We start from the raw sequence: 22,350 nt of genomic DNA, 5'->3' as shown, positions 1-22,350 counted from the left end.
GAACCCGCCCCATGTACATGCCTCCGCAGTTCAACGCCAAGGACCCGGCCGTCGCGCTGGGCTTGATGCGCGACCACCCCTTTGCCAACCTGATCTCGAACGACGACGAGGGCCTGCCTTTCGTCACGCACCTGCCCATCGTGGCCGAGCAGCGCGAGGGCGATGCGCTGGTGCTGCTGGGCCACTGCGCCAAGCCCAACCCGCACTGGCGCTACCTGCAGGCGCGGCCGCGCGCGGTGGTGGTGTTCCAGGGGCCGCACGCTTACCTGTCGCCCTCGGTCTATCCCGACCTGGCGCGGGTGCCGACATGGAACTACCTCGCGGTCCATTGCACCGTCGAAGCCCGGCTCGTCGAGACGCCCGAGGCCAAGGACGCGCTGCTCAAGAAACTCATCGGCGACCATGAGCCCGCCTACGCCCAGCAATGGAAGGACCTCGGCGAGGAGTTCCAGCACAAGATGCTGGCCGGCATCATGGGCTTCGAGCTGCACGTGACGGCGCTGCAATGCAAGATCAAGCTCAACCAGCACCGGCCCGAATCGCATGCGGCGATGCGCGAGGTCTACAGCGCCGGCTCGGCCGACGAACAGGCGCTGGCCGTGTGGATGGACCGGCTCGGCATGGCCGTCGCAGCGGAGGCACGCTGAGATGCGGATGTTCGGTTTGATCGGCCTCGTGCTCGCGCTGGTCGTCGTCGGGCTGCTGGCGAAGCAGCAGCTGTCGCGCACCGCCATCGCCAAACAACCGGCCGCACCTGGTGCATCTGCGCCGGCGGCTGTCGATGCGCGCACGCAGGCGCAGCAGGTCCAGCAACAGGTCAAGGACGCCCTCGACGCCGCGGCCCAGGCCCGCAAGATGCCCGATGACAACTGAGCCGGCCGCATCGACATCGGACGCGCACTGGATGGCGCTCGCGCTGCAGGAAGCGCAGCGCGCGGCCGACGCGGGCGAGGTGCCCGTGGGCGCGGTGCTGGTGAAGGACGGACAGGTCATCGCGACCGGCCGCAACACGCCCGTGGCGCAGCACGACCCGAGCGCACATGCCGAGATCAACGCACTGCGCGCCGGTGCCGCCGCGCTCGGCAACTACCGGCTCGACGGCTGCGAGCTCTTCGTCACGCTCGAGCCCTGCGCGATGTGCGCGGGCGCGATGCTGCATTCGCGGCTGGCGCGCGTGGTGTTCGGCGCCGCCGACCCCAAGACCGGTGCCGCGGGCTCGGTGCTCGATCTCTTCGCCGAGCCGAAGCTGAACCACCACACGCGCGTGCAAGGCGGCGTGCTGGCCGACGACTGCAGCGCCTTGCTGCAGCGCTTCTTCCAGCAGCGCCGCAGCGTCGCGCGCGCGCAGGCCGAGCCGCTGCGCGACGATGCCTTGCGCACGCCCGCCGAACGCTTTGCCGTGCTCACCGATTTCGAATTCGCGCCGCATCACGCCCAGGACCTGCCAATCTTGCAGGGCTGGCGCCTGCACTGGGTCGACGAGACCGGCCCGGCCGGCAGCGACGGCCGCGTGGCCGATTGCCTGTGCCTGCATGGCCCGGGCGAGTGGGGCTACTTCTTCCGCCACCTCGTCGGCACGCCCGGCCTGCGCACGCTGGTGCCCGACCTGATCGGCTTCGGCAGGAGCGACAAGCCCAAGCGCGAGGCGACGCACCAGCTCGAATGGCACCGCGACGTGCTGCTGGCGTGGCTCGACCAGGTGCATCCCGAACCGCTCGCGCTAGTGCACAGCGAGGCGGGCGATGAACTGGCAACGCTGCTGCAAACGGCGGCACCAGGCCGCTTCACCGCGACACTCGCCGCACCCGACAGCGGCGTGCGCGCCAAGGACGCCTGGCGCGCGCCGTTCCCCGACCGGGGCTACGAGGCCGCGCTGCGCGCGCTCGGTCCGCGTGGCGCATCGGGCGGGCCGACCACCGCGCAGGCCGCCACCCTGGCCCGGCAGATCCGGGACGCAATGGGATACTCGACGACGTGACGTCCAAACATATCTACATCTATTCCCCCTCCAGTGCCATTCGCGACAAGGCCGCCTTCCGGCGCGGCGTGGCGCGGCTGAAGGCCCTGGGCCATGAAGTCGAAGTCGATGAAGCCGCGCTCTTGGCGCACCAGCGTTTCGCGGGCGACGACGCCACCCGGCTTGCCGCCATCTCGCGCGCAGCCGCCAGCGGCGCCGACGTGGCGCTGATCGCGCGCGGCGGCTACGGCCTCACGCGCATCCTCGACGCGCTGCCGTACAAGACGCTGGCCAAGGCGATCGACAAGGGCACCGAGTTCGTCGGCTGCAGCGACTTCACGGCCCTGCAGAACGCACTGCTGGCCAAGAACGGTGCCGTCACCTGGTCGGGCCCCGCGGTCGGCGAAGACTTCGGCGCCGAAGGTGGTGCCGACGACATCATGGAAGCCTGCTTCGACGACCTGTTGAGCGGGCAGGGCGAAGGCACCGGCTGGCGCATGCCGGCGCGCGATGCCGAGCTCAAGGTCAAGCCGATCGAAGACGCCGTGCTCTGGGGCGGCAACCTCTGCGTGCTGACCAGCCTGCTGGGCACGCCGTACTTCCCGGTGGTCGACAAGGGCGTGCTGTTCATCGAGGACACCAACGAGCACCCGTACCGCATCGAACGCATGCTCGACCAGCTGAAGCTCGCGGGCGTGCTGGCGCGCCAGAAGGCCGTCGTGTTCGGCCAGTTCACGGGCGTGCGCAACATCGCCGGCTATGACCGCGGCTTCGGCATGAACACGGTGATCGACCGGCTGCGCGCGAGCCTGAAGAAGGTGCAGGTCATTGCCGGCCTGCCGTTCGGGCACGTGCAGACCAAGGTGCTGCTGCCGGTGGGTGCGAAGGTGGCGCTGGCCGCCGAGGGGCGCGACGTGTTCCTGGTGTGGGGCCATCGGCATGGGCACCATGACCATGATCACCACGGTCACGACCATCACGGCCACGATCATTGAGCCAGCACGCAGGCGGCCACCGGTGCCGCTGCGATGCCGGCCGATCAGGACATCACTGGTTGGTGAAACGCTGATGGACGCGCGGGCCCATCGAGCCGGGCAGGCCGCCCTTGAACATGCTGTTGATTTCTTTCATCTGGCGCCGCGCGGCCGATTCGCCGTCGATGGCGCTCAGCGCGACCATCACGTCCTGGCGCAGGTACCAGAGGGTCTCGACATCGACCGCAAAGCGCACGCGTTGGCTGACACGCTGGATCGATTGGCCGCCGCGGCCCTGGAGCACCGACAGCATCGCCGTGCGGATGCGCCCGAGCTGACTTTCCGCAACCTGCCGCGAGCCCAGGCCGGGTACGTTCAGGAGCTGAAAAAGGCGGCGAAAGAGCAGCATGTCACGAAAAGCGTATTGCCGGGAGCTGAGACGGTCGCTACCTTAAGCCTCAGTTCGCCGGGACACAAGATGTGAAACACCGTTTCTTGTTTGCAAACAACAAGCTTTAGCGGTCTCTTTTGTTGTCATTTGAATTTTGAGCGCAAAAGTATTAAAAAACTTTGGCATTCATCTGCACGATGCGCCAAGCTGGCCCTGTCGCTGCAGCGTCAACAAGAAGCTTCTGCGGATCGTTCCTTGCATGTGAAGGCGCATGTCGGGGAAACTTCTCGCAGGAGCGGCGAAAGGTCCAGAGCAACATAACCAGCGCTTGCCGCCAAGAAAAAACAGTATGGGTGTCAATTCCACAGTCGTTTTCGCGGACTTGACCGGAAGTACCAGGGTCTTCGAGGCCATGGGGAATGCACGTGCCACCGAGACCGTGACGCGGCTGACCCAATGGATCGGGCGTGTGTGCGAGGCCCACGGCGGCCGGGTCGTGAAATCGCTCGGCGACGGCGTGTTCGCCATCTTCACCAGCGGCGCTGCCGCCACGCACGCGGTCATCGAGTTGCAGCGCTACCACCAGAAGCGCCTGGCCGGCTGGCCCGTGCCGCTGCGCATGGCGCTGCAGATCGGCGTGGCCAGCGGCGACGTGGTCGAGGTGGAGGGCGACTGCTTCGGCGACGCCGTCAACCTGGCCTCGCGACTGAGCGACCTGGCCGGGCCGGGCCAGATCTGGGTCACCGAGGCGGTGATCCAGCAACTGCACGAAGGCGCCGTGCAGCACCGCGACCTCGGGCCCATCAGCATCCGCGGGCGCACCGAGATGTCGATCGTCCATCGCATCGACTGGCAGGAAGACCTGACCAGCTTCCTCACCGTGCCGGCCGCGCTGCTGCCGGCGCGGCTGCCCGATTCCACCTTCGGCCGCATCGAACTCGCGTGGCTCGACGTGCGCTCCATGTTCCGCATCGACCAGCTGCCCATTCACCTGGGCCGCGTGGGCGACGCGCAATTCGTGGTCAACGACCCGCGCGTGTCGCGGCTGCATGCGCGCATCGAGGAGCGGCAGGGCAGTTGCGTGCTGATCGACGTCAGCACCTACGGCACCTGGGTGCGCTTCCACGGCAACGGCGGACCGAGCCACGAGATCGCGTTGCGGCGCGACGAGTGCGTGCTGCATGGCCGCGGCGAGATTGGCCTGGGCGCGCCGCTGAGCGACTTCAGCGCGCCGACCATCGCCTTCAACACCACGGGCGACGACGTGATGCTGTCACGCCGGGCCATCGTGAACTGAAGGCCGACTGGGAATCCCGTTCACGTTTGGCAACCAGCTGGTGCGCTGCGAGGTGCACCACGCAGGGACATGTGGCGTTGCAGGACCACGCCGGCGTCGTTTGCGCCAGGCCTGGAGCCACCATGCATTCCCCAAGTGATTCTTCTGTATTCAGATGGGCTGCCATCGCCGCGATCGCGGCCGGCGCGCTGCTCGCCACGGGCGCTGCCAGCGCGCGCACGAACTGGTCGGTGCAGATCGGCACGCCCGGCGCGGTCTATGCGCCGCCGTACTACGTGCCGCCGCCCGTCTATGCGTACCCGGCCCCGATCTACTACGAGCCGCCACCGCCGCGGGTCTACTACCGCCCGCCGCCACCCGTGTACTACCGGCCGGCCCCGATCTACGTCCCGCCGCGCGGGCGCCTGTACTACGGTCCCGGCTATCCCTACCGTGCGCCGAACGATGACGACGACGATGACGACCGCGATTGACCCGCCGTCCGCAAGCTTGCAGGCATGCCAATTCTTGGCGTGAACTCTGACGAAAACGTCACATTCAGTCACATTTGTAAGATCAAAGAATTCATTTCATGCCTGCGGGAGGGTTCGGGCCCGGGGCATGACACTTGCCTTGGATCGTTCAACAGGCGCGCAGAGTGCCGAAGGAGCGACAAAAAATGCAGACCAGCGTTCGGCCTTTCACCGATGTCGAGGCCGCCATTGCGGCGGTGGAGGCCCTGGACGGCGAACTCCGTAAGTTCGAGCTGGCCGTGGGGGACAACCTCCAGGACAGCATCGGCCTGCAGATGGCGCAGATCACCGACCGTGCGCTCGCACGCGGCTGGGAGCCCAGTGGCTTCATCCAGAAGGAAGGCTTTCGCCTCTACCGCTACCGCGCGATGCGCTGAAGGGCGATAGAAGGCCGGGTCAGCTGGGCGCGAGGATGCGCTCGAGCGCCCCGATGTCGATGGGCTTTTGCAGGTGGTGGTCGAACAGCACCTCGCCCGGCGCCGCATTCGCCGCGTCCCGTTCCGAAAAACCGGAAATCGCCACCAGCAGCCGCGGCGTGCCTTCGGCGGCCGTGGCACGCAGCCGGCGCGCCACCTCGGTGCCCGGGAAGTCGGGCAGGGTGAGGTCGATCAGCGCCGCATCGAAGCGCTCGCCGGCCGCCGCATCCAGCGCCTGTTGCGCCGTGTAGGTGCAGCGGGCCGTGTGATCCTGCAGCGTCAGCAGCTCCCGCAGCAGGTCGGCCGCGGCCTCGTTGTCGTCGACGATCAGCACATTCACAGTTGTTTTCTCTCGGCATCCATTGATTGCGATCCCGCAGTATCGACGCTGTGCCTACCGGAATCCGTAACAGAGGCCTTGTTTGTTACTTCCCGCTGTCGGCCGAGGCGGGCGGCGGCTGCAGCGGCAGCTCGACGAAAAAGCGCGCGCCGTGGCCCGGCGTGCTCTCCACGCCGATGCGGCCCGCATGCAGGCTCACGATCTTGTGCGTGATGTACAGCCCCAGGCCCAGCCCGGCCGCGTGCTTGCGGCTGACGTCGGTGCGCTCGAACTGCTCGAAGATGCGCTGGTGGTCCTCGGGCGAGATGCCGATGCCCTGGTCGCGCACGCTCACGACCGCGTGGTCGCCGTCCTGGTGCACCGTCATCTCGACCGGCTTGCCGCCGCCGTAGCGCAGCGCGTTGGTCAGGAGGTTGGTCAGCACCTGTTCGATGCGGAACTCGTCCCACACGCCGCGCAGCGCGGGGGGCGCGTCCAGGCTGATGGTGCAGCCCGCGGCCTCGGCCTGGTGCCGCAGGTTGTCGACCACGGCGCGGGCCAGCTCGGCCAGGTCGACCGGCTTGGTCTGGATCGACAGCGCGTCGCGCCGCAGCCGCGTCACGTCGAGCATGTCGTCGATGAGCCGCACCATGTTGCGGATCTGGCGCTGGTCGCGCTCGATCATGGTGGGCAGCTTCTCGGGCGAGAAGCTGTCGAGCTTGCCCTTGGACAGGTGCAGTTGCCGCAGCTGCGCCTCCAGGTAGAGCGTGTTCAGCGGCGTGCGCAGCTCGTGCGACACCATCGACATGAAGTCGTCGCGCATGCGCACCGCGCGCTCCAGCTCGCGCTGCGTGTGCTGCAGCTGCTGCACCAGCTCTTCCTGCTTGCGGTGCGCGGCGGCCAGCGATTCCATTTCGTGGCGCAGCGCCTTGCGGTGCTGGTGCAGGTCGACGAACACGCTGACCTTGCTGACCACCGCATGTGGGTCGAGCGGCTTGTGCAGGAAGTCGACCGCGCCGCTTTCGTAGCCTTGGAAGGCGTAGTTCATCTCGCGCCCGGCGGCACTCACGAAGATGATCGGGATGTGCCGCGTGCGCTCGGTGCCGCGCATCAGCTCGGCCAGCTCGAAGCCGTTCATGCCGGGCATCTGCACGTCGACGATGGCGAGCGCGAATTCGTGTTCCAGCAGCAGCGCCAGCGCGGCCTCGGCCGAACCGGCGCGGTACACCAGCCGCCCGGGCGCGCGAATCAGCGCCTCGAGCGCCAGCAGGTTCTCGGGCAGGTCGTCGACGATCAGCAGCTTGCTTTCGACCTCAATGGGCATGGGCGGGCTCCAGTAGCTGCAGCAGGATGCGCAGGTCGCGCAGCCGAAGCACGTGGTCGGGGGCATGGCGCGCAATGGCGGCGAGGGGCATGGTGGGAACCAGGGCTTCTTTCGGGTCTTGCACGGCGGTGAGTCCGCCGGCGCGGTGGATGCGCAGCAGGCCTTCGGCGCCGTCCTCGTTGGCGCCGGTCATGAGAAAACCGGCCACCGAGGGCCCGTAGGCGTCGGCGGCCGAGGCCATGAGCACGTCGATGGACGGGCGCGAGAACAACACGGGCGGCTCGCAGCTCAACGAAAAGCGGCGCCCGCGCTCGATCGACAGGTGGTAGCCCGGCGGCGCGAAGTACAGGCAGCCGTCCACCAGCGGCATCTTGTCGAGCGCCTCGTGCACGGGAATCGGCAGGCGCTGCGCGAAGATCTCGGCCAGGTGGCTCTCGTGCGATTCGGGCAGGTGCAGCACCACCGCCATCGGAATGCGCCAGTTGGCCGGCAGCCCATCGAGCACCGCACTGAGCGCGTCGATGCCGCCGGCCGAGGCGCCGAGCACCACGGCCTCGACGCGGCGAACCGGAAACGGACGGTGCTGCGTGCCGGCGCGCTTCATGCGACCTTGCGGTAGATGCGCTCGGCGCGCGCGTGGGCGTCGAAGCGGTCGGCGTAGCCCGAGAAGTCGATGCTTTCCTTCGAGCCCAGGCCGAGAAAACCGCGGTGCGACAGCGACTCGTGGAACAGCCCGAGCGCGCGGTCCTGCAGCTGGCGGTTGAAGTAGATCAGCACGTTGCGGCACGACACCAGCTGCGTCTCGGCGAACACGCTGTCGGTGGCCAGGCTGTGGTCGGCAAAGATCACGTCGGCGCACAGCGAGGGGTCGAAGCGCGCGGCCTCGTAGGCGGCGGTGTAGTAGTCGGAGAACGCGCTCAGGCCGCCCGCGCGCTGGTAGTTGGCCGTGTAGCCGCGGATCGCCTCGAGCGGAAAGATGCCCTGGCGCGCCTTCTCGAGCGAGGCCGGGTTGATGTCGGTGGCGTAGATCTGCGTGCGCTCCAGCAGGCCTTCCTCGCGCAGCAGGATGGCCAGCGAGAACACCTCTTCGCCCGTGCTGCAGCCCGCCACCCACACCTTGACCGAGGGGTAGGTGTGCAGGATCGGCACCACGTGCCGGCGCAGCGCCAGGAAGTACGCCGGGTCGCGGAACATCTCGCTCACGGGAATGGTCAGGAACTGCAGCAGCTGGCCGAACAGCGCCGCGTCGCGCAGCACGCGGTCCTGCAACGCCGAGATGCTGGGCAGCTCGAGCTGCTCCAGCGCATACAGCACGCGGCGCTTCTGCGAGGCCGTGGTGTAGTTGCGGAAGTCGTAGCTGTACTTGAGGTAGATGGCCTCCATCAGCAGGCGCAGCTCGATCTCGGTGTCGCTCAGCGGCTGGGGCTGCATGGGGGCGGTGGCCGGGTCCTGCAGCGCGGCGGGAAGGGGCTTGCGGGTCACAGGCGCTCCATCTTCGGCATCCACACGCGCAGCAGCGAGAACAGGCGCTCCAGGTCGACCGGCTTGGCCAGGTAGTCGCTGGCGCCGGCGGCCAGGCACTGGTCGCGGTCGTCCTTCATGGCCTTGGCGGTGATGGCGATCACCGGCATCTTCGCGAAGCGCGGGTCGGCGCGCAGGTGGCGCGTGGCTTCCAGGCCGTCCATCTCCGGCATCATCACGTCCATCAGCACGAGGTCGATCTCGCTGACCTGGTCCAGGCGCTCCAGCGCCTCGCGGCCGTTGCGGCCGATCTCGACCGTGGCGCCGCGCTGCTCCAGCGCGCTGGTGAGCGCGAAGATGTTGCGCACGTCGTCGTCCACCAGGAGGATGGTGCGGCCCTCGAAGATGCGGTCGCGCCCGCGCGCCGTCTTCAGCATGCCCTGGCGTTCGCTGGACAGCGAGGCCTCCACCTTGTGCAGGAACAGCGTCACCTCGTCGAGCAGCCGCTCGGGCGAGCGCGCGCCCTTGATGATGATCGAGCGCGAGTAGCGCTGCAGCTCGGTTTCTTCGTCGCGCGTGAGGTTGCGCCCGGTGTAGACGATGACCGGCGGGAACGACACGATCTCTTCCGCCGCCATGGCCTTGAGCAGCTCGCTGCCCTGCATGTCGGGCAGCCGCAGGTCGGTGATCATGCAGTCGAACACGCGCGTGCGCAGCAGCGCCAGCGCCTCCTCGCCGGAGCCGACCGCGACGATCTCGATGTCGTCGTCGCCGATCAGCCGGATCACGCTCTCGCGCTGCAAGGCGTCGTCTTCCACCAGCAGCACGACCTTGACCTTCTGCGTGAGCTTTTCTTCCAGCCGGCCGAACACCTTGGTCAGCTCCTCGCGCGTGGCCGGCTTCAGCGCGAAGCCGATGGCGCCCATGTGCAGCGCGGCGGCCTGCGCGTTGTCGGCGGCCGAGACCACGTGGATCGGGATGTGGCGCGTGTGCGGCGAGTCCTTGAGCTTTTGCAGCACGTCCAGGCCGGTGCTGTCGGGCAGGCGCATGTCCAGCAGGATCGCGTCGGGCACGAACTGCGTGGCCAGCTCGAAGCCGTCGGCCGCGCCGTGCGCCACCAGGCAGCGGTAGCCCAGCTCGTGCGCCAGGTCGTACAGGATGTGGGCGAACTGCGGCTCGTCCTCGATGACCAGCACGCGGCGCACCTGGTCGCGCGGAATCGAGCGGTCGTCCGCGAAGCGCGGGGCCGGCACCACCGGCGCCGGGGCAGGGGGCGCGAGCGGCGGCGGCGACAGCACGGCGGGTGCATGCGAGGGCGAGGCGCTCGACACCGAACGCAGCGTGCCCACCGGCATGGCCGGCGCCGGCATCGTCTGCGGCGCGCGCGGCGGCAGTTGCAGCGTGAAGGTGCTGCCCTGGCCGGCTTCGCTCTTCACCGTCAGCGAGCCGCCCAGCAGCTGCGTGAGGTCGCGCGAGATCGACAGGCCCAGGCCCGTGCCGCCGTAGCGCCGGCTGGTGGTGCCGTCGGCCTGGCGGAAGGCCTCGAAGATCAGCTCGTGCTGCTGCGGGTCGATGCCGATGCCCGAGTCGTGCACCGCAAAGGCCGCGCCGCCGTCGGCCGTGGCCGACACCGTGAGCGCCACTTCGCCGCGCTCGGTGAACTTGATCGCATTCGACAGCAGGTTCTTCAGGATCTGCTCCACGCGCTGCCGGTCGGTGACCAGCAGGGCCGGCGCGTCAGGCCGCAGCTCCAGTCGGAACTCCAGGTTCTTGTCGGTCGCGAGCGGGCGGAAGGTGCTTTCCAGGCTCTGGGCCAGCTTGTCGAGCGGCACCTCTTCGGGCACCAGTTCGAGCTTGCCGGCCTCGACCTTGGCGATGTCCAGGATGTCGTTGATCAGCACCAGCAGGTCGTTGCCCGAAGCGTAGATCGATTCCGCGAACTTCACCTGCTCCAGCGACAGGTTGCCCTGCGGGTTGTCGCCCAGCAGCTTGGCCAGGATGAGCGCGCTGTTCAGCGGCGTGCGCAGTTCGTGCGACATGTTCGCGAGAAACTCCGACTTGTAGCGGCTGGCGCGCTGCAGCTCGTCGGCGCGGTCTTCCAGGTCGCGCTGCACGCGTCGCAGCGCGGTGTTGCGCTGGTCGAGTGCTTCGGTGCGCTCCGACAGCTGGCTGTTGGTCTGTTCCAGCTCGGCCTGCTGGTTCTCCAGCATGGCCTGCGAGGCGCGCAGGGCACGCGACTGTTCTTCGAGCTCTTCGTTGGCGGTGCGCAGTTCTTCCTGCTGCACCTGCAGTTCCTCGTTGAGCTGCTGCGTTTCGGCCAGCACGTCCTGCAATTGCTCGCGGTAGCGCGCCGCCGCGAGCGAGGTGCCGATGTCGTCGGCCACGAGGTCGAACAGCTGCTCGCTGCGCGCGTCCGGCGTGCCCGGCAGGCCGAGTTCGAGCACGCCGTTGACGGCGCCGTCGGCCGCCACCGGCAGCAGCAGCACGGCCTTGGGCGCCATCTCGCCGAGGCCGGAGTTGACCTTCAGGTAGTCGGCCTGCACCGGGTCGATCAGCATGCGGCGCTGCTCGGCCGCCGCCTGGCCGACCAGGCTTTCGGTGGGGGAGAACACCTGCGGCGAGGCTTCGGCCTCGCTGGAGAAACCGTAGCTCGCGGCGCGACGCAGCGGGCCGTGGCGCTCGCGCACATAGAGCGCGCCGACCGAGCTGCCGAGGTGGCGCGAGAAGAACGCGAGGATCTTGCGGCCCATGTCCGGCGCGCTGAGTTCGCCGACCAGCTCGCCCACCAGCTCGGTCTGCGCATTGCGCAGCCAGGCTTCCTGCGACAGGCGCTCGGCATGCGCCGCCTGTTCGCCCAGCACCACGTCGTAGCTGTCGGACAGCCGCATCAGCTGCCGGCGCCCGAAGAACGCCACCAGGCCGGAGTACACCAGCGTGAACAGAAGGAACAGCCCGACCACCCACCAGCTGGTGCGGTTGGCCTCGGTGTTGCGCTGGAAGCGCAGCGTCTGCTCAGTGTCCATGAAGGCCGTGAACTCGGCGCGCAGGTCGTCGGTCAGGCGCTTGCCGCGGCCCAGCCGGACGGTGGCCTGCGGATCGATGCCGTTGCGCCGCGCCTCGATCATTTCCCGTGCGAAGGTCAGCCACGACTCCTGCAGGCCGACGATGCGGTCGACGCGCTCCACCTGCTGGCGGTTGTCCGACACCTGGCGGCGCAGCGCGTCGGTGTCGGCCTTCAGGCGCGGCAGGGCGGACTGGTAGGGCTCGAGAAAACTCTCCTCGCCGGTGATCAGGAAGCCGCGCATGCCCGTTTCCATGTCGATGGAGCGGCGTTGCAGTTCGCTGGCGGCGCGCGTGACCTGGTCGGTGTGCTCGACCCAGCTCAGGCTCGTCAGCAGATACAGGATCAGCGCGACGAACGCCACGGCGCCGATCAGTCCGCCCAGCAGCGGCAGCTTGAGGTTGCGGCTGAGCAGGCGGTCGAATTCGACGGGGTCGATCGCGGAGGGAGTTTTCATGAATGCATTTGTAAGCAAAACTTGTCAAGTCTTGCCGAAAAAGATCATTTGACCTGTCGGAGAAGGCCTCGATACCGATTTGTGTGACGTATTGCCGCATTCGGCGCTCGCTATACTGTGATTTCATCCAGTATCGGCAGCATGCCTTCCGACCTCCATTCCGCTCCGTCAGCCGCCGTTTCGGCGGCGCACGTCGTGTCCGTCAAGGCCTTGTGCGCCTTCGGCGCGAAGGCGGGCGATCTCGACCTGCGCTTCGTGCCCGCGCCCAGCGCGCTCGAAGGCATGGCCGGCCACGCGCTGGTGCAGGCCCGGCGCGGCGGCGACTATCAGAGCGAGGTGCCGCTGGCCAGCACCTGCGGCACGCTGCGCGTGCGCGGCCGGGCCGACGGCTACGACCCGGCGCAAGCGCGGGTGGAAGAAATCAAGACCTTCCGCGGCGACTTCGACGCCATCCGCTCCAACCACCGCGCGCTGCACTGGGCGCAGGTGCGCTGCTACGGCTGGATGCTCTGCGAGCAGGAAGGTCTCGAGCAGCTGACCGTCGCGCTGGTCTACCTCGACCTGACCAGCGGTGACGAAACCGTGCTCGAAGAGCAGCACACGCGCGACACCCTGCGCACGCACTTCGAGACCCTGTGCGCCTGCTACAGCGACTGGGCGCGGCGCGAGGCCGCGCACCGCGGCGCGCTCGACGACGCGCTGGCGCGGCTCGAATTTCCCCATGCCGACTTCCGCACCGGCCAGCGCGAACTGGCCGAGGCGGTCTACCGCGCCGCCGTGGGCGGGCGCTGCCTGCTGGCGCAGGCGCCCACGGGCATCGGCAAGACGCTGGCCACGCTCTTTCCGCTGCTCAAGGCGCGCGCGGCGCACAAGCTCGACAAGGTGTTCTTCCTCACCGCCAAGACCTCCGGCCGGCCCGTGGCGCTCGACGCCTTGCGCGTGCTGGGGCAGGGCGGCGCCCACCGGCCGCGCGTGCTCGAACTCGCGGCCCGCGAGAAGGTCTGCGAGTACCCCGACCGCGCCTGCCACGGCGAGGCCTGCCCGCTGGCGCGCGGCTTCTACGACCGCCTGCCGGCCGCGCGCGCCGAGGCCGCACAGGTCGGCTGGCTCGACCGCGAGGCGCTGCGGCGGGTCGCGCTCGCGCACGAGGTGTGCCCCTATTTCCTGGCGCAGGAAATGACGCACTGGAGCGACGTCGTCGTGGGCGACTACAACTACTACTTCGACGGCAGCGCCTTCCTGTTCGCCAGCATGAAGGACGCCAACTGGCGCGTCGCCGTGCTGGTCGACGAGGCCCACAACCTGCTGGAGCGCGCACGCGGCATGTACACCGCGAAGCTCGAAGGTGCCGCATTGGAAGAAGCTCACCGCGCCGCACCCGCCGCCGTGCGCGGCCCGCTCGCACGGCTGTTCCGCGAATGGGACACGCTGCAGCAGGCGCAGACCGCCGGCTACGACACCGCCGACGAGATTCCCGAGCGCTTTTTGCGCACCCTGCAGGCCGCCAACACCGCGATGGCCGAGCACTTCGCCGCCACGCCCGATGCGGCGCAGGGCCCGCTGCAGCACTTCTTCTTCGATGCGCTGCACTTCGCGCGGCTGGCCGAGGTCTTCGACGACCACTCGGTGTTCGAGCGCACCTTGGGCGCCACCCAGGAACAGCGCGGCCTGGCCATCCGCAACCTCGTGCCCGGGCCGTTCCTCGAAGGCCGTTTCGCGGACGCGGTGTCGGTCACCTGCTTCTCGGGCACGCTCGCGCCGTTCGCGTTCTACCGCGACGCGCTCGGCCTGCCCGAAGACACGGCGCTGCTCGACGTCGAATCGCCGTTTCGCGGCCAGCAGCTGCGCGTCGAGGTGGCGACCGGCGTTTCCACGCGCTTTCGCGACCGCGCCGGCTCGCTGCGCCATGTGACGGACATCATCGGTGCGCAGTTCGAACGCCTGCCCGGCAACTACCTGGCCTTCTTCAGCAGCTTCGACTACCTGGACAAGGCCTGCGCCGCGTTCTCGCTGCGTCACCCCGGCGTGCCCGTGTGGACGCAGACGCGCGGCATGCGCGAAACCGACCGCCACGATTTCGTCGCACGCTTCGAAGAGGGCGGGCAGGGCATCGGCTTCGCCGTGCTCGGCGGCGCCTTCGGCGAAGGCATCGACCTGCCGGGCAGCCGGCTCATCGGCGCCTTTGTCGCCAGCCTGGGGCTGCCCCAGTACAACGAACTCAACGAGATCACGCGCGAGCGCATGCAGTCGCGCTTCGGCAAGGGCTACGAGTACACCTACCTCTACCCGGGCCTGCAGAAGGTGGTGCAGGCCGCCGGCCGCGTGATCCGCACCGAGGCCGACACGGGCGTGCTGCACCTGCTCGACGACCGCTTTGCGCGCGCCGAGATCCGCGAATTGCTGCCGCGCTGGTGGCATGTGCAACTGGCCGGGGAGGCCGGAGAAGACGATGCGCGCCACCCGACGCCTTGAGCACGCCGGCCAGCCCGACCTGTTCGGCGAGGCGCCCGTGGCGGCCATCGAGGGCCTGCGCTACGAAGCCGGGTTCCTGTCGCGCGACGAGGAGGCCGGCCTGCTGCGCATCGTGCAGCGCCTGCCGCTCAAGGAGATGCGCTACAAGGAATACACCGCTCGCCGGCGCGGCACCAGCTTCGGCGGCAGCTACGACTTCGACACCAACCGCCTCAAGCCCGGCGCGCCGCTGCCCGAGGCGCTGCACCCGCTGCGCGCGAAGGCCGCCGCCTGGGCCGGCCTGGCGCCCGAAGACCTCACCCACGTGCTGATCGCCGAGTACCGCCCCGGCACGCCGCTGGGCTGGCACCGCGACGTGCCCGACTTCGAGGACATCGTCGGCGTCTCGCTGTGCGGCGACGCGGTGATGCAGTTCCGGCCCTACGTGCCCGGCGCGCCCGCGTCGGGGCCGGCCGCGCTCGAATTCCTCATCGAGCCGCGCTCCGTGTACCTGCTGCGCGGACCGGCGCGCTGGGCATGGCAACATGCCATCGCCCCGACCGAGGGCCTGCGTTATTCGATCACCTTGCGTACCCGCAGACCCCGCGCGCCATGAACCGCACCACCTTCCTCAAGCTGCTCACGCACCACCTCTTTCCCGTGCTCAAGGCCGAAGGCTTCCAGGGTTCGGGCCAGACGCTGCGGCGCATCGACGGGCCGGTGATCCACGTGTTCAACGTGCAGGGCGCGAGCGGCGGCAAGGCCTGCTACCTGAACCTCGGCGCGCACCTGGACTTCCTGCCGCCCGAGGGCGGAACGCCGGTGGCGCCCGAGGCGCTCGAAGAATCGCACTGCGTGTTCCGCGACCGCCTGGACCCACCGCCCGGCGCCGCGTTCGGATGGACCTATGGCGCGACGAAAGAAGAGGCCGAGGAAAACGTCGAATTCATCGTGAGCGAGTGGGAAGGGCCGGGGCGTACTTTCTTCGCACGGCATGGCAGCTATCCGCAGAGCTTCGAACAGATGCTGCGCGAGACCGACCCGCACCAGATCCATGCGCGCACCGCCTTGCACTTCGCACGGATCGCGATGCACCTGGGCGACCGCGCACGGGCACAGGCGCTGGTCGAGGCGGGGCTCGCGCGGGCGCCGGAACGGGCCACGGCCCTGAAGGCCGACCTCGCGAACGTGTTGTCGGCCTGAGCGCGCACGACAGACTGCGCTGACGCGCAGCGCCTGCCTCTTCCGACCCATGGCGGCTCACAGGCGGCCAGCATGAAGGCTTCTTTCATCCCATTTGATTGAAGGAGCGCAGACATACCACGAGGCGACAAGTCGTCCTACACGGACAAGCAGAAGCGCAAGGCCGAGCACATCGAGGCAGGCTACGAGCACCGCGGCGTGGCCAAGGGCGAGGCCGAGCGTCGTGCCTGGGCCACGGTGAATGCCGAGACCGGCGGTGGCAAGAAGAGCGGTGCGGGCCGCGGCCGGCCTGAGAACCATGCACCGTCTCGCAAGGGTGGTCGCCTCGGCGGCGCCGCAGCGGCACACCGCACGGCCGCCGAACGTTCGGCGTCCGCGAAGAAGGGCGCCGCCACACGCAAGCGCAACGCCGAGAAGCGCGGCTGAAGCCGGTTGCGAATACCAGCCATATCTTCTGTCCGAAAAGCGGAGTCCACCCACCGCACACCCTGAAAAGCGGACATTCCTTCGCCATCTGTGACGGCAGCCGGACAACTTGCGTCGGCCCCGCGCCGGCGCGGCCCCGCACGAAGTCGCCAGCTTGCGCGACGTTGGCCTGAACGCACGCGCTACACCGCCCAACCTCGGTCATTCCGCCTTCTTTTTGCACGCGTTCCGGGCGTTTGCCGGGGCGCGTTCGCGTCGATACGATCCGCCGCCTTGCCCTCCAGAAAGGAACGCGCGGGTGCCTCCCTCGAACGTTTTCTCCCCCACGACCGCGCCAGCCGCCGCAGGTGCCGATGCCGCCAATGCCAACGTCGACTGGCAACAGCGCAGCCGCCGCCATGTCTGGCACCCCTGCACCCAGAGCATCCGCCTCGACGTGGCGCCGCCGCTGCCCATCGCGCGCGGCGAGGGCGTCTGGCTGACCGACCACGAAGGCCGACGCTACCTCGACGCCACCAGCTCGTGGTGGGTCAACCTGTTCGGCCACGCGCACCCGGCGATCAACGCCGCGCTCAAGGCGCAGCTGGACACGCTGCCGCACGTGATGCTCGCCGGCTGCACGCACGCGCCGGCGGTCGAGCTGGCCGAGCGGCTTTCGGCGCTCACGGGCCATGCGCTGGGCCATTGCTTCTATGCCTCCGACGGCGCCTCGGCCGTGGAGATCGCGCTCAAGATGAGCTTCCATGCCTGGCGCAACGCGGGCCGCGCCGGCAAGCGCCGCTTCGTGGCGCTGCGCGGCGGCTATCACGGCGAGACGCTGGGCGCGCTGCACGTCACCGACGTGCCCGTGTTCCGCGACGCCTACGCGCCGCTGCTCGCCAGCGCGCACCTCGTGGCCTCGCCCGACGCGCGCGCCGCCCGGCCCGGTGAAGACGCCGCCGCCGTGGCGAACCGCGCGGCCGACGAGCTAGAGGCGCTCTTGGCCGCGCAGCACGACAGCATCGCCGCCGTGATCGTCGAGCCGCTGGTGCAGTGCGCCACCGGCATGGCGATGCACGACCCGGCCTACCTGCGCCGCGTGCGCGCGCTGTGCGACTGCTTCGGCGTGCACCTGATCGCCGACGAGATCGCGGTCGGTTGCGGGCGCACCGGCACCTTCTTCGCCTGCGAGCAGGCCGGCATCTGGCCCGACTTCCTGTGCCTGTCGAAGGGCATCAGCGGCGGCTACCTGCCGCTGGCGCTGGTGATGACGCGCGAGGCCATCTACCAGGGCTTCGTCGACGACGATGCCGCGCGCAGCTTTCTGCATTCGCATTCCTACACCGGCAACGCGCTGGCCTGCCGCGCGGCGCTCGCCACGCTCGATCTGTTCGAGCAGGAAGACGCGCTGAACCGCAACCTCTCGCGGTCCGCGCGCCTGCTGGCGCGGCTGCGCGAAGGGCTGGCCGGCCAAGCGGTCGACCACCTGCGCCAGCGCGGAATGATCACGGCCTTCGACGTGCGCGAGCCCGGTGCGCGCTTCGCCGAGCGCTTCCACCTCGCGGCGCGCGACCATGGCCTGCTGATGCGGCCCATCGGCGCCACCGTGTACCTGATGCCGCCGTACGCCATTGCGGACGATGAGATCGACCAGCTCGTGGACGGCACGCTCGCCACGCTCCAGGCCGTCACCCACGCCCCCGGCGCCACCGCCGACGAAGGAGCCCGCGATGCTGCGCTTGCTTGAACGCCTGCAGGACGAAATCACCGCGCTCGACGCGCGCTCGCTGCGCCGCCGCCGGCAGATCGCCGAGACCGCCTGCGCGCCCGAGCAGATCCTCACGCTGGCCGGCGCCACCGCGCCGCGCACCATGCTTGGCTTCAGCAGCAACGACTACCTGGGCCTGGCCGCGCACCCCGCGCTGGCCGAGGCGCTGGCCGAAGGCGCGGCGCGCTACGGCACGGGCAGCGGCGGCTCGCACCTCATCCTGGGCCACTCGCGCGCCCATGCGCAGCTGGAGGAGCGGCTGGGCGAATGGATGGCGCCGCACATTCCCGATGCGCGCAGCCTGTTCTTCTGCACCGGCTACATGGCCAACCTGGCGGTGCTGTCGGCGCTGGGCGACGGCGAGGCGGTGATCTTCTCGGAGACGCTGAACCACGCCTCGCTGATCGACGGCGCGCGGCTGGCCCGCGCCCGCGTGGAGCGCTACCCGCACTGTGACCTGCAGGCGCTCGACGCGCAACTGGCGGCCTGCGACGCGCCGGTCAAGATCATCGTGAGCGACGCCGTCTTCAGCATGGACGGCCACATCGCCCCGGTGGCGGGCCTGCTGGCGCTGGCCGAGCAGCACGACGCCTGGCTGGTGATCGACGACGCGCACGGTTTCGGCGTGCTCGGCGCCACCGGGCGCGGCGCGCTGCAGGCGCTGGCGCTGCGCTCCGAGCGGCTGGTGCTGATCGGCACGCTGGGCAAGGCGGCCGGCGTGTCGGGCGCCTTCGTGGCGGCGCACCGCACGGTGATCGACTTTCTGGTGCAGCGCGCGCGGCCCTACATCTTCACCACGGCAGCGCCGCCGGCGGTGGCGCATGCGCTGCTCACCAGCCTGGCGCTCATCGAAGGCGAGGAGGGCATGCGCCGCCGCGCCCAGCTGCGCGCCCGCATCACCCAGCTGCGCAACGGCCTCAAGCAGGTGCTGCCGGCCGACGGCAGCGCCTGGCTGGCCGATTCGCCGACCGCGATCCAGCCGCTCATCGTGGGCGACAACGCGCGCGCCATGCAGACCATGGAGCGGCTCGATGCGCACGGTCTGCGCGTGGGCGCGATCCGTCCGCCCACGGTGCCTGCCGGCACCGCACGGCTGCGCATCGCGCTGTCGGCCAGCCACACCGAGGCCGACGTGGCGCGGCTCATCGGCGCGCTGGGCGAGGCCCTGGCCGAACCGTGGCCGGAGGCCGCATGACGACGGCAGCCGCTGCGCAGCGCCGCTGGTTCGTCACCGGCACCGACACCGGCGTGGGCAAGACACTGGTGAGCAGCGCCATGCTCGCGCTGCTGGCCGCCTCGGGCCTGCGCGCAGTGGGCATGAAGCCGGTGGCCGCGGGGCTCGATGCCATCGACGGCGAATGGCGCAACGAAGACGTCGAGCGCCTGCAGGCGGCCGGCAACGTCGCCGCGCCGCTGGCCTGGCGCTGCCCCTACGTGCTGAAGGCGCCGATGTCGCCGCACCTGGCGGCGCGGGAAGAGGGCGTGCAGGTCGCGCTGCCCGTGCTGCTCGATGCCTTCGAGCGGCTGTCGGCGCAGGCCGACGCGGTGGTGGTGGAGGGCGTGGGCGGCTTCTGCGTGCCGTTGGGCGACGACCTGGACACCGCCGACCTCGCGGTGGCGCTGGGCCTGCCCGTGATCCTCGTGGTCGGGCTGCGGCTGGGCTGCCTCAACCATGCGCTGCTCACCGCCGAGGCGATCCGTGCGCGCGGGCTGGTGCTGGCCGGCTGGGTCGCGAGCGTGGTCGAGCCGCAGATGCTCTCGCCCGAAGGCAACCTGCAGACGCTGCGCGCCCGGCTCGGTGCACCGCTGCTGGGCGTGGTGCCGCACCTGGCCGCGCCCTCGGCGGCGCGCGCCGCCGAACACCTCGACCTGCGCGCGCTGCGGGCCAGCGCGGCGCATGCCGCGCGTCGCACCGAGGCCCCGCTCGTGTCAGCCGCGACGGCCTGAGTCGGCCAGCCGCTGGGCGCGCACGCCGCCCTGGCGCGCGAGCATCCAGCCCGGGTACTCGGGCGCCAGCGCGCTCACCTTGTCGAGCGCCGCGAGTTCGTCGGCCGTGAGCCGCACCTCGGTGGCGGCGATGTTGTCGTCCAGCTGGTCGATGCGCTTGGCGCCGACGATCACGCTGGTCACCACCGGCTGGTGCAGCAGCCAGGCCAGCGCGATCTGCGCCACCGACACGCCGCGCGGCTCGGCGAACTGGCGCATGAGGTCGATGCAGTCGTAGGCGCGTTCCACGTTCACCGGCGGAAAGTCGAAGCTCGCGCGGCGGCTGCCTTGCGCGGTGGCGGTGTGGCGGTCGACCTTGCCACTGAGCAGGCCGCCGGCCAGCGGGCTCCAGACCATCAGGCCGAGCTGTTCGCTGCGCAGCATCGGCACCAGCTCGCGTTCCAGGTCGCGCCCGGCCACGGTGTAGTAGGCCTGCAGCGATTCGAAGCGCGCCAGCCGGTCGCGCTCGGCGATGCCCAGCGCCTTGGCGATCTGCCACGCGGCCCAGTTCGACACGCCCACGTAGCGCACGTGGCCCTGGCGCACGAGGTCGTCGAGCGCGCGCACCGTTTCCTCGATGGGCGTGATCGGGTCGATGCCGTGGATCTGGTACAGGTCGATGTGGTCCAGCTGCAGCCGCTTCAGGCTGGCCTTCACGCCGTCCATGATGTGGTAGCGCGAGGCACCGGCCGAGTTCACGCCCTTGCTGCCGGTTTCGCCCAGCACCTTGGTGGCGACCACCACGCGGTCGCGCGGCACCTTCAGGTTCTTCAGCGCCTGGCCGGTGATGGTTTCGGACAGGCCCTCGGAGTACACGTCGGCCGTGTCGATGAAGTTGATGCCGGCGTCGAGCGAGCGACCGATGAGGCCTTCGGCCTCGCCTTGCTGCAACTGGCCGATGTGGTCCCAGATGCCCGGCGCGCCGCCGAAGGTCATCGTGCCGAGGCAGAGTTCGGAAACCAGGAGGCCGGTGCGGCCGAATTGGCGGTATTGCATCGAAAGTTGTCCTTTGCGGGTGGAGGGGCCGTCCGGCGTGACGAATGGCCGGCGGTTGCGAAAAAGTATCCCGCCGGCGCGCCCCGGCGGGCGAGCGCGTTTCTGCAAAGTCTTTGCCTATTTCTCCAGACCTCGTGCCGGGGCCGTGCGAAGGAGAGGATGCGACGCTAAGCTGCGGGCAGCCCAATCCTCCATGGCCGTCACCGCGGCCGCTCTCCTTTGTCAGAGGCCTACCCATGTCTGATGAAACCCCCGACACCGCCACCGTCCTCGCCATGCCGATGCCGCTGGAACCCGAACTCGATGCCGCCCGCGAAGAGCTGGTGCAGCTCATCCGCCACATCACGCGCGGGCAGGACGGCACGGTCGAATGCGCCGTGCCCGGCCTGCAGGTGCACTGCATCAGCAAGCCCGACGGCCCCAAGCACGGCTTCGCCACGCCGGCGCTGGGCCTCATCGCGCAGGGCTCCAAGCGGATCATCGTGGGCGACGACATCTACGTGTACGACCCCATGAACTACCTCGTCACCTCGGTCGACCTGCCGGTGTGCGGCCAGGTGTGCGTGACCAGCGAGAACGAGCCCTACCTGGGCGTGCGGCTGGAGCTGGCGCTCGACGAGATCGGCGACCTCATCGGCGACGAGAAGCTGCCGGCCAAAGCCAACGCGCCGGCCTCGCGCGGCATGTACGTGAACCGCATCGCCATGCCGGTGCTGGAGCCCGTGCTGCGCCTGCTGCGGCTGCTCGACACGCCCGAAGACATCCCGATCATGGCGCCGCTCATCAAGCGCGAGATCATGTACCGCCTGCTGGTGAACGGCGAGGGCGCGCGGCTGCGCCAGATCGCGCTGCACGACAGCCACACGCAGCGCATCGCGAAAGCCATCAGCGCGCTGCGCACGAACTACGCGCAGTCGCTGCGCGTGGAAGACATGGCGCGTGCGGTGCACATGAGCGTGTCGTCGTTCCACCACCACTTCAAGGCCGTGACCGCGATGAGCCCGCTGCAGTACCAGAAGCAGCTGCGCCTGCAGGAGGCGCGCCGCCAGATGCTGATCGCCGGCACCGACGTGGCCAGCGCCGCGCACAACGTGGGCTACGAAAGCCCCTCGCAGTTCGCGCGCGAGTACGGCCGCATGTTCGGCGCGCCGCCGCTGCGCGACAAGCGGCGTTGGCTCGGCGAGGCCGGCAACGACGCGACCTCGATGGAAGCCGCGTAGGCCGCCCGGCCCCCGCGCGAGGGGTCTTTCAACATAGCACCTGCCGCGATTTCTTGCGTCGTCGTGGAAATGCAGGTTTCGCCAAATCTCGCTATCGTTTTGTTCGCTGCAGCACCCGTCCGCCCGTGGAGGCGGGACTACTCAACAACTCG

22 protein-coding genes are annotated in these 22,350 nt (G+C 69.4%); 15 read left to right on the top strand and 7 right to left on the bottom strand.

Annotated features, from left to right (window positions below; translation table 11 throughout):
* The first annotated feature begins 11 nt into the window (after positions 1-11).
* The 4 genes from ACAM52_RS12035 to ACAM52_RS12020 are packed head-to-tail and all read left to right on the top strand — an operon-like array spanning position 12 to position 2,952.
* Complete coding sequence (locus ACAM52_RS12035; protein WP_369647144.1) at positions 12-647, top strand: FMN-binding negative transcriptional regulator; 636 nt, start codon at positions 12-14, stop codon at positions 645-647.
* Position 648: 1 nt separating this feature from the next.
* The gene (locus ACAM52_RS12030) at positions 649-873 is read left to right on the top strand and encodes a hypothetical protein (RefSeq protein WP_062480063.1); all 225 of its coding nucleotides are present in this window, start codon (positions 649-651) and stop codon (positions 871-873) included.
* Positions 863-1,978, top strand: a complete 1,116-nt coding sequence (tadA, locus tag ACAM52_RS12025; protein WP_369647143.1) for a tRNA adenosine(34) deaminase TadA — start codon at positions 863-865, stop codon at positions 1,976-1,978. Before ACAM52_RS12030 ends, tadA begins: the two co-directional genes overlap by 11 nt.
* Complete coding sequence (locus ACAM52_RS12020) at positions 1,975-2,952, top strand: LD-carboxypeptidase (protein WP_369647142.1); 978 nt, start codon at positions 1,975-1,977, stop codon at positions 2,950-2,952. The genes tadA and ACAM52_RS12020 overlap by 4 nt, the downstream gene beginning before the upstream one ends.
* 52 nt (positions 2,953-3,004) lie before the next feature.
* Here ACAM52_RS12020 and ACAM52_RS12015 read toward each other — a convergent pair whose 3' ends face one another.
* Complete coding sequence (locus ACAM52_RS12015; protein ID WP_062480058.1) at positions 3,005-3,340, bottom strand: hypothetical protein; 336 nt, start codon at positions 3,338-3,340, stop codon at positions 3,005-3,007.
* A 331-nt stretch (positions 3,341-3,671) separates the two neighbouring features.
* Here ACAM52_RS12015 and ACAM52_RS12010 point away from each other — a divergent pair, with 331 nt between their 5' ends.
* The 3 genes from ACAM52_RS12010 (at position 3,672) to ACAM52_RS12000 (ending at position 5,508) form a co-directional block, all read left to right on the top strand.
* Positions 3,672-4,619, top strand: coding sequence for an adenylate/guanylate cyclase domain-containing protein (locus tag ACAM52_RS12010; RefSeq protein ID WP_062480056.1), 948 nt, complete (start codon positions 3,672-3,674; stop codon positions 4,617-4,619).
* A gap of 122 nt (positions 4,620-4,741) precedes the next feature.
* Positions 4,742-5,092 carry a hypothetical protein gene (locus tag ACAM52_RS12005; protein WP_369647141.1) on the top strand — a complete coding sequence of 117 codons (351 nt, stop codon included), beginning with the start codon at positions 4,742-4,744 and terminating at the stop codon, positions 5,090-5,092.
* Positions 5,093-5,277: 185 nt separating this feature from the next.
* Positions 5,278-5,508, top strand: a complete 231-nt coding sequence (locus ACAM52_RS12000; RefSeq protein WP_070060568.1) for a hypothetical protein — start codon at positions 5,278-5,280, stop codon at positions 5,506-5,508.
* Positions 5,509-5,527: 19 nt separating this feature from the next.
* On the opposite strand, the gene ACAM52_RS11995 is transcribed toward ACAM52_RS12000, so the two are convergent.
* The 5 genes from ACAM52_RS11995 to ACAM52_RS11975 form a co-directional block, all read right to left on the bottom strand.
* Positions 5,528-5,887 carry a response regulator gene (locus ACAM52_RS11995; protein WP_095745227.1) on the bottom strand — a complete coding sequence of 120 codons (360 nt, stop codon included), beginning with the start codon at positions 5,885-5,887 and terminating at the stop codon, positions 5,528-5,530.
* An 85-nt stretch (positions 5,888-5,972) separates the two neighbouring features.
* Entirely contained in the window at positions 5,973-7,190 is a 1,218-nt protein-coding gene (locus ACAM52_RS11990) for an ATP-binding protein (RefSeq protein ID WP_369647140.1), read from the bottom strand.
* Complete coding sequence (locus ACAM52_RS11985) at positions 7,180-7,794, bottom strand: chemotaxis protein CheB (protein ID WP_062480044.1); 615 nt, start codon at positions 7,792-7,794, stop codon at positions 7,180-7,182. Before ACAM52_RS11985 ends, ACAM52_RS11990 begins: the two co-directional genes overlap by 11 nt.
* Complete coding sequence (locus ACAM52_RS11980; RefSeq protein ID WP_062480071.1) at positions 7,791-8,621, bottom strand: protein-glutamate O-methyltransferase CheR; 831 nt, start codon at positions 8,619-8,621, stop codon at positions 7,791-7,793. Before ACAM52_RS11980 ends, ACAM52_RS11985 begins: the two co-directional genes overlap by 4 nt.
* Positions 8,622-8,668: 47 nt before the next feature.
* The gene (locus ACAM52_RS11975) at positions 8,669-12,169 is read right to left on the bottom strand and encodes a response regulator (RefSeq protein WP_369647139.1); all 3,501 of its coding nucleotides are present in this window, start codon (positions 12,167-12,169) and stop codon (positions 8,669-8,671) included.
* Between the two features lie 141 nt (positions 12,170-12,310).
* Between ACAM52_RS11975 and ACAM52_RS11970 the strand changes: the two genes are divergently transcribed.
* The 7 genes from ACAM52_RS11970 to bioD all read left to right on the top strand — a co-directional run bounded on the left by ACAM52_RS11970 (position 12,311) and on the right by bioD (position 19,943).
* Complete coding sequence (locus ACAM52_RS11970; protein WP_369647138.1) at positions 12,311-14,641, top strand: helicase C-terminal domain-containing protein; 2,331 nt, start codon at positions 12,311-12,313, stop codon at positions 14,639-14,641.
* Positions 14,619-15,236 (top strand): alpha-ketoglutarate-dependent dioxygenase AlkB, encoded by a 618-nt coding sequence (locus ACAM52_RS11965; protein ID WP_369647137.1) that lies wholly within the window; start codon positions 14,619-14,621, stop codon positions 15,234-15,236. Before ACAM52_RS11970 ends, ACAM52_RS11965 begins: the two co-directional genes overlap by 23 nt.
* Positions 15,233-15,823, top strand: a complete 591-nt coding sequence (locus tag ACAM52_RS11960; RefSeq protein WP_369647136.1) for a DUF4304 domain-containing protein — start codon at positions 15,233-15,235, stop codon at positions 15,821-15,823. The genes ACAM52_RS11965 and ACAM52_RS11960 overlap by 4 nt, the downstream gene beginning before the upstream one ends.
* A gap of 198 nt (positions 15,824-16,021) precedes the next feature.
* Positions 16,022-16,249, top strand: coding sequence for a plasmid stabilization protein (locus tag ACAM52_RS11955; RefSeq protein WP_369647135.1), 228 nt, complete (start codon positions 16,022-16,024; stop codon positions 16,247-16,249).
* Between the two features lie 298 nt (positions 16,250-16,547).
* The gene (locus ACAM52_RS11950) at positions 16,548-17,975 is read left to right on the top strand and encodes an adenosylmethionine--8-amino-7-oxononanoate transaminase (protein WP_369647134.1); all 1,428 of its coding nucleotides are present in this window, start codon (positions 16,548-16,550) and stop codon (positions 17,973-17,975) included.
* The gene (bioF, locus tag ACAM52_RS11945) at positions 17,959-19,191 is read left to right on the top strand and encodes an 8-amino-7-oxononanoate synthase (RefSeq protein WP_369647133.1); all 1,233 of its coding nucleotides are present in this window, start codon (positions 17,959-17,961) and stop codon (positions 19,189-19,191) included. The genes ACAM52_RS11950 and bioF overlap by 17 nt, the downstream gene beginning before the upstream one ends.
* Positions 19,188-19,943: a dethiobiotin synthase gene (gene bioD, locus ACAM52_RS11940; RefSeq protein ID WP_369647132.1), complete on the top strand. Its 756-nt coding sequence runs from the start codon at positions 19,188-19,190 to the stop codon at positions 19,941-19,943. The genes bioF and bioD overlap by 4 nt, the downstream gene beginning before the upstream one ends.
* On the opposite strand, the gene ACAM52_RS11935 is transcribed toward bioD, so the two are convergent.
* Complete coding sequence (locus ACAM52_RS11935) at positions 19,926-20,978, bottom strand: aldo/keto reductase (RefSeq protein WP_369647131.1); 1,053 nt, start codon at positions 20,976-20,978, stop codon at positions 19,926-19,928. The genes bioD and ACAM52_RS11935 overlap by 18 nt on opposite strands.
* A 236-nt stretch (positions 20,979-21,214) precedes the next feature.
* Here ACAM52_RS11935 and ACAM52_RS11930 point away from each other — a divergent pair, with 236 nt between their 5' ends.
* Positions 21,215-22,198 (top strand): AraC family transcriptional regulator, encoded by a 984-nt coding sequence (locus ACAM52_RS11930; protein WP_062482185.1) that lies wholly within the window; start codon positions 21,215-21,217, stop codon positions 22,196-22,198.
* The last annotated feature ends 152 nt before the right edge of the window (positions 22,199-22,350 follow it).

This window comes from Variovorax sp. V118 (genome assembly GCF_041154445.1).
Lineage (GTDB): Bacteria > Pseudomonadota > Gammaproteobacteria > Burkholderiales > Burkholderiaceae_C > Variovorax > Variovorax boronicumulans.
The sequence above is the reverse complement of the archived record's forward strand: the minus strand, read 5'-3'. Positions and strand labels throughout refer to the sequence as shown.

Coding starts and splice junctions, on each gene's coding strand:
- ACAM52_RS12005 (WP_369647141.1), top strand. CDS start 4,742: ATGCATTCCCCAAGTGATTCTTCTGTATTCAGATGGGCTGCCATCGCC.
- ACAM52_RS11980 (WP_062480071.1), bottom strand. CDS start 8,621: ATGCAGCCCCAGCCGCTGAGCGACACCGAGATCGAGCTGCGCCTGCTG.
- ACAM52_RS12000 (WP_070060568.1), top strand. CDS start 5,278: ATGCAGACCAGCGTTCGGCCTTTCACCGATGTCGAGGCCGCCATTGCG.
- ACAM52_RS12035 (WP_369647144.1), top strand. CDS start 12: ATGTACATGCCTCCGCAGTTCAACGCCAAGGACCCGGCCGTCGCGCTG.
- ACAM52_RS11935 (WP_369647131.1), bottom strand. CDS start 20,978: ATGCAATACCGCCAATTCGGCCGCACCGGCCTCCTGGTTTCCGAACTC.
- ACAM52_RS11970 (WP_369647138.1), top strand. CDS start 12,311: ATGCCTTCCGACCTCCATTCCGCTCCGTCAGCCGCCGTTTCGGCGGCG.
- ACAM52_RS11985 (WP_062480044.1), bottom strand. CDS start 7,794: ATGAAGCGCGCCGGCACGCAGCACCGTCCGTTTCCGGTTCGCCGCGTC.
- ACAM52_RS12010 (WP_062480056.1), top strand. CDS start 3,672: ATGGGTGTCAATTCCACAGTCGTTTTCGCGGACTTGACCGGAAGTACC.
- ACAM52_RS11975 (WP_369647139.1), bottom strand. CDS start 12,169: ATGAAAACTCCCTCCGCGATCGACCCCGTCGAATTCGACCGCCTGCTC.
- ACAM52_RS12015 (WP_062480058.1), bottom strand. CDS start 3,340: ATGCTGCTCTTTCGCCGCCTTTTTCAGCTCCTGAACGTACCCGGCCTG.
- ACAM52_RS11965 (WP_369647137.1), top strand. CDS start 14,619: ATGCGCGCCACCCGACGCCTTGAGCACGCCGGCCAGCCCGACCTGTTC.
- ACAM52_RS11990 (WP_369647140.1), bottom strand. CDS start 7,190: ATGCCCATTGAGGTCGAAAGCAAGCTGCTGATCGTCGACGACCTGCCC.
- bioF (WP_369647133.1), top strand. CDS start 17,959: ATGCTGCGCTTGCTTGAACGCCTGCAGGACGAAATCACCGCGCTCGAC.
- tadA (WP_369647143.1), top strand. CDS start 863: ATGACAACTGAGCCGGCCGCATCGACATCGGACGCGCACTGGATGGCG.
- bioD (WP_369647132.1), top strand. CDS start 19,188: ATGACGACGGCAGCCGCTGCGCAGCGCCGCTGGTTCGTCACCGGCACC.
- ACAM52_RS11960 (WP_369647136.1), top strand. CDS start 15,233: ATGAACCGCACCACCTTCCTCAAGCTGCTCACGCACCACCTCTTTCCC.
- ACAM52_RS12030 (WP_062480063.1), top strand. CDS start 649: ATGCGGATGTTCGGTTTGATCGGCCTCGTGCTCGCGCTGGTCGTCGTC.
- ACAM52_RS11930 (WP_062482185.1), top strand. CDS start 21,215: ATGTCTGATGAAACCCCCGACACCGCCACCGTCCTCGCCATGCCGATG.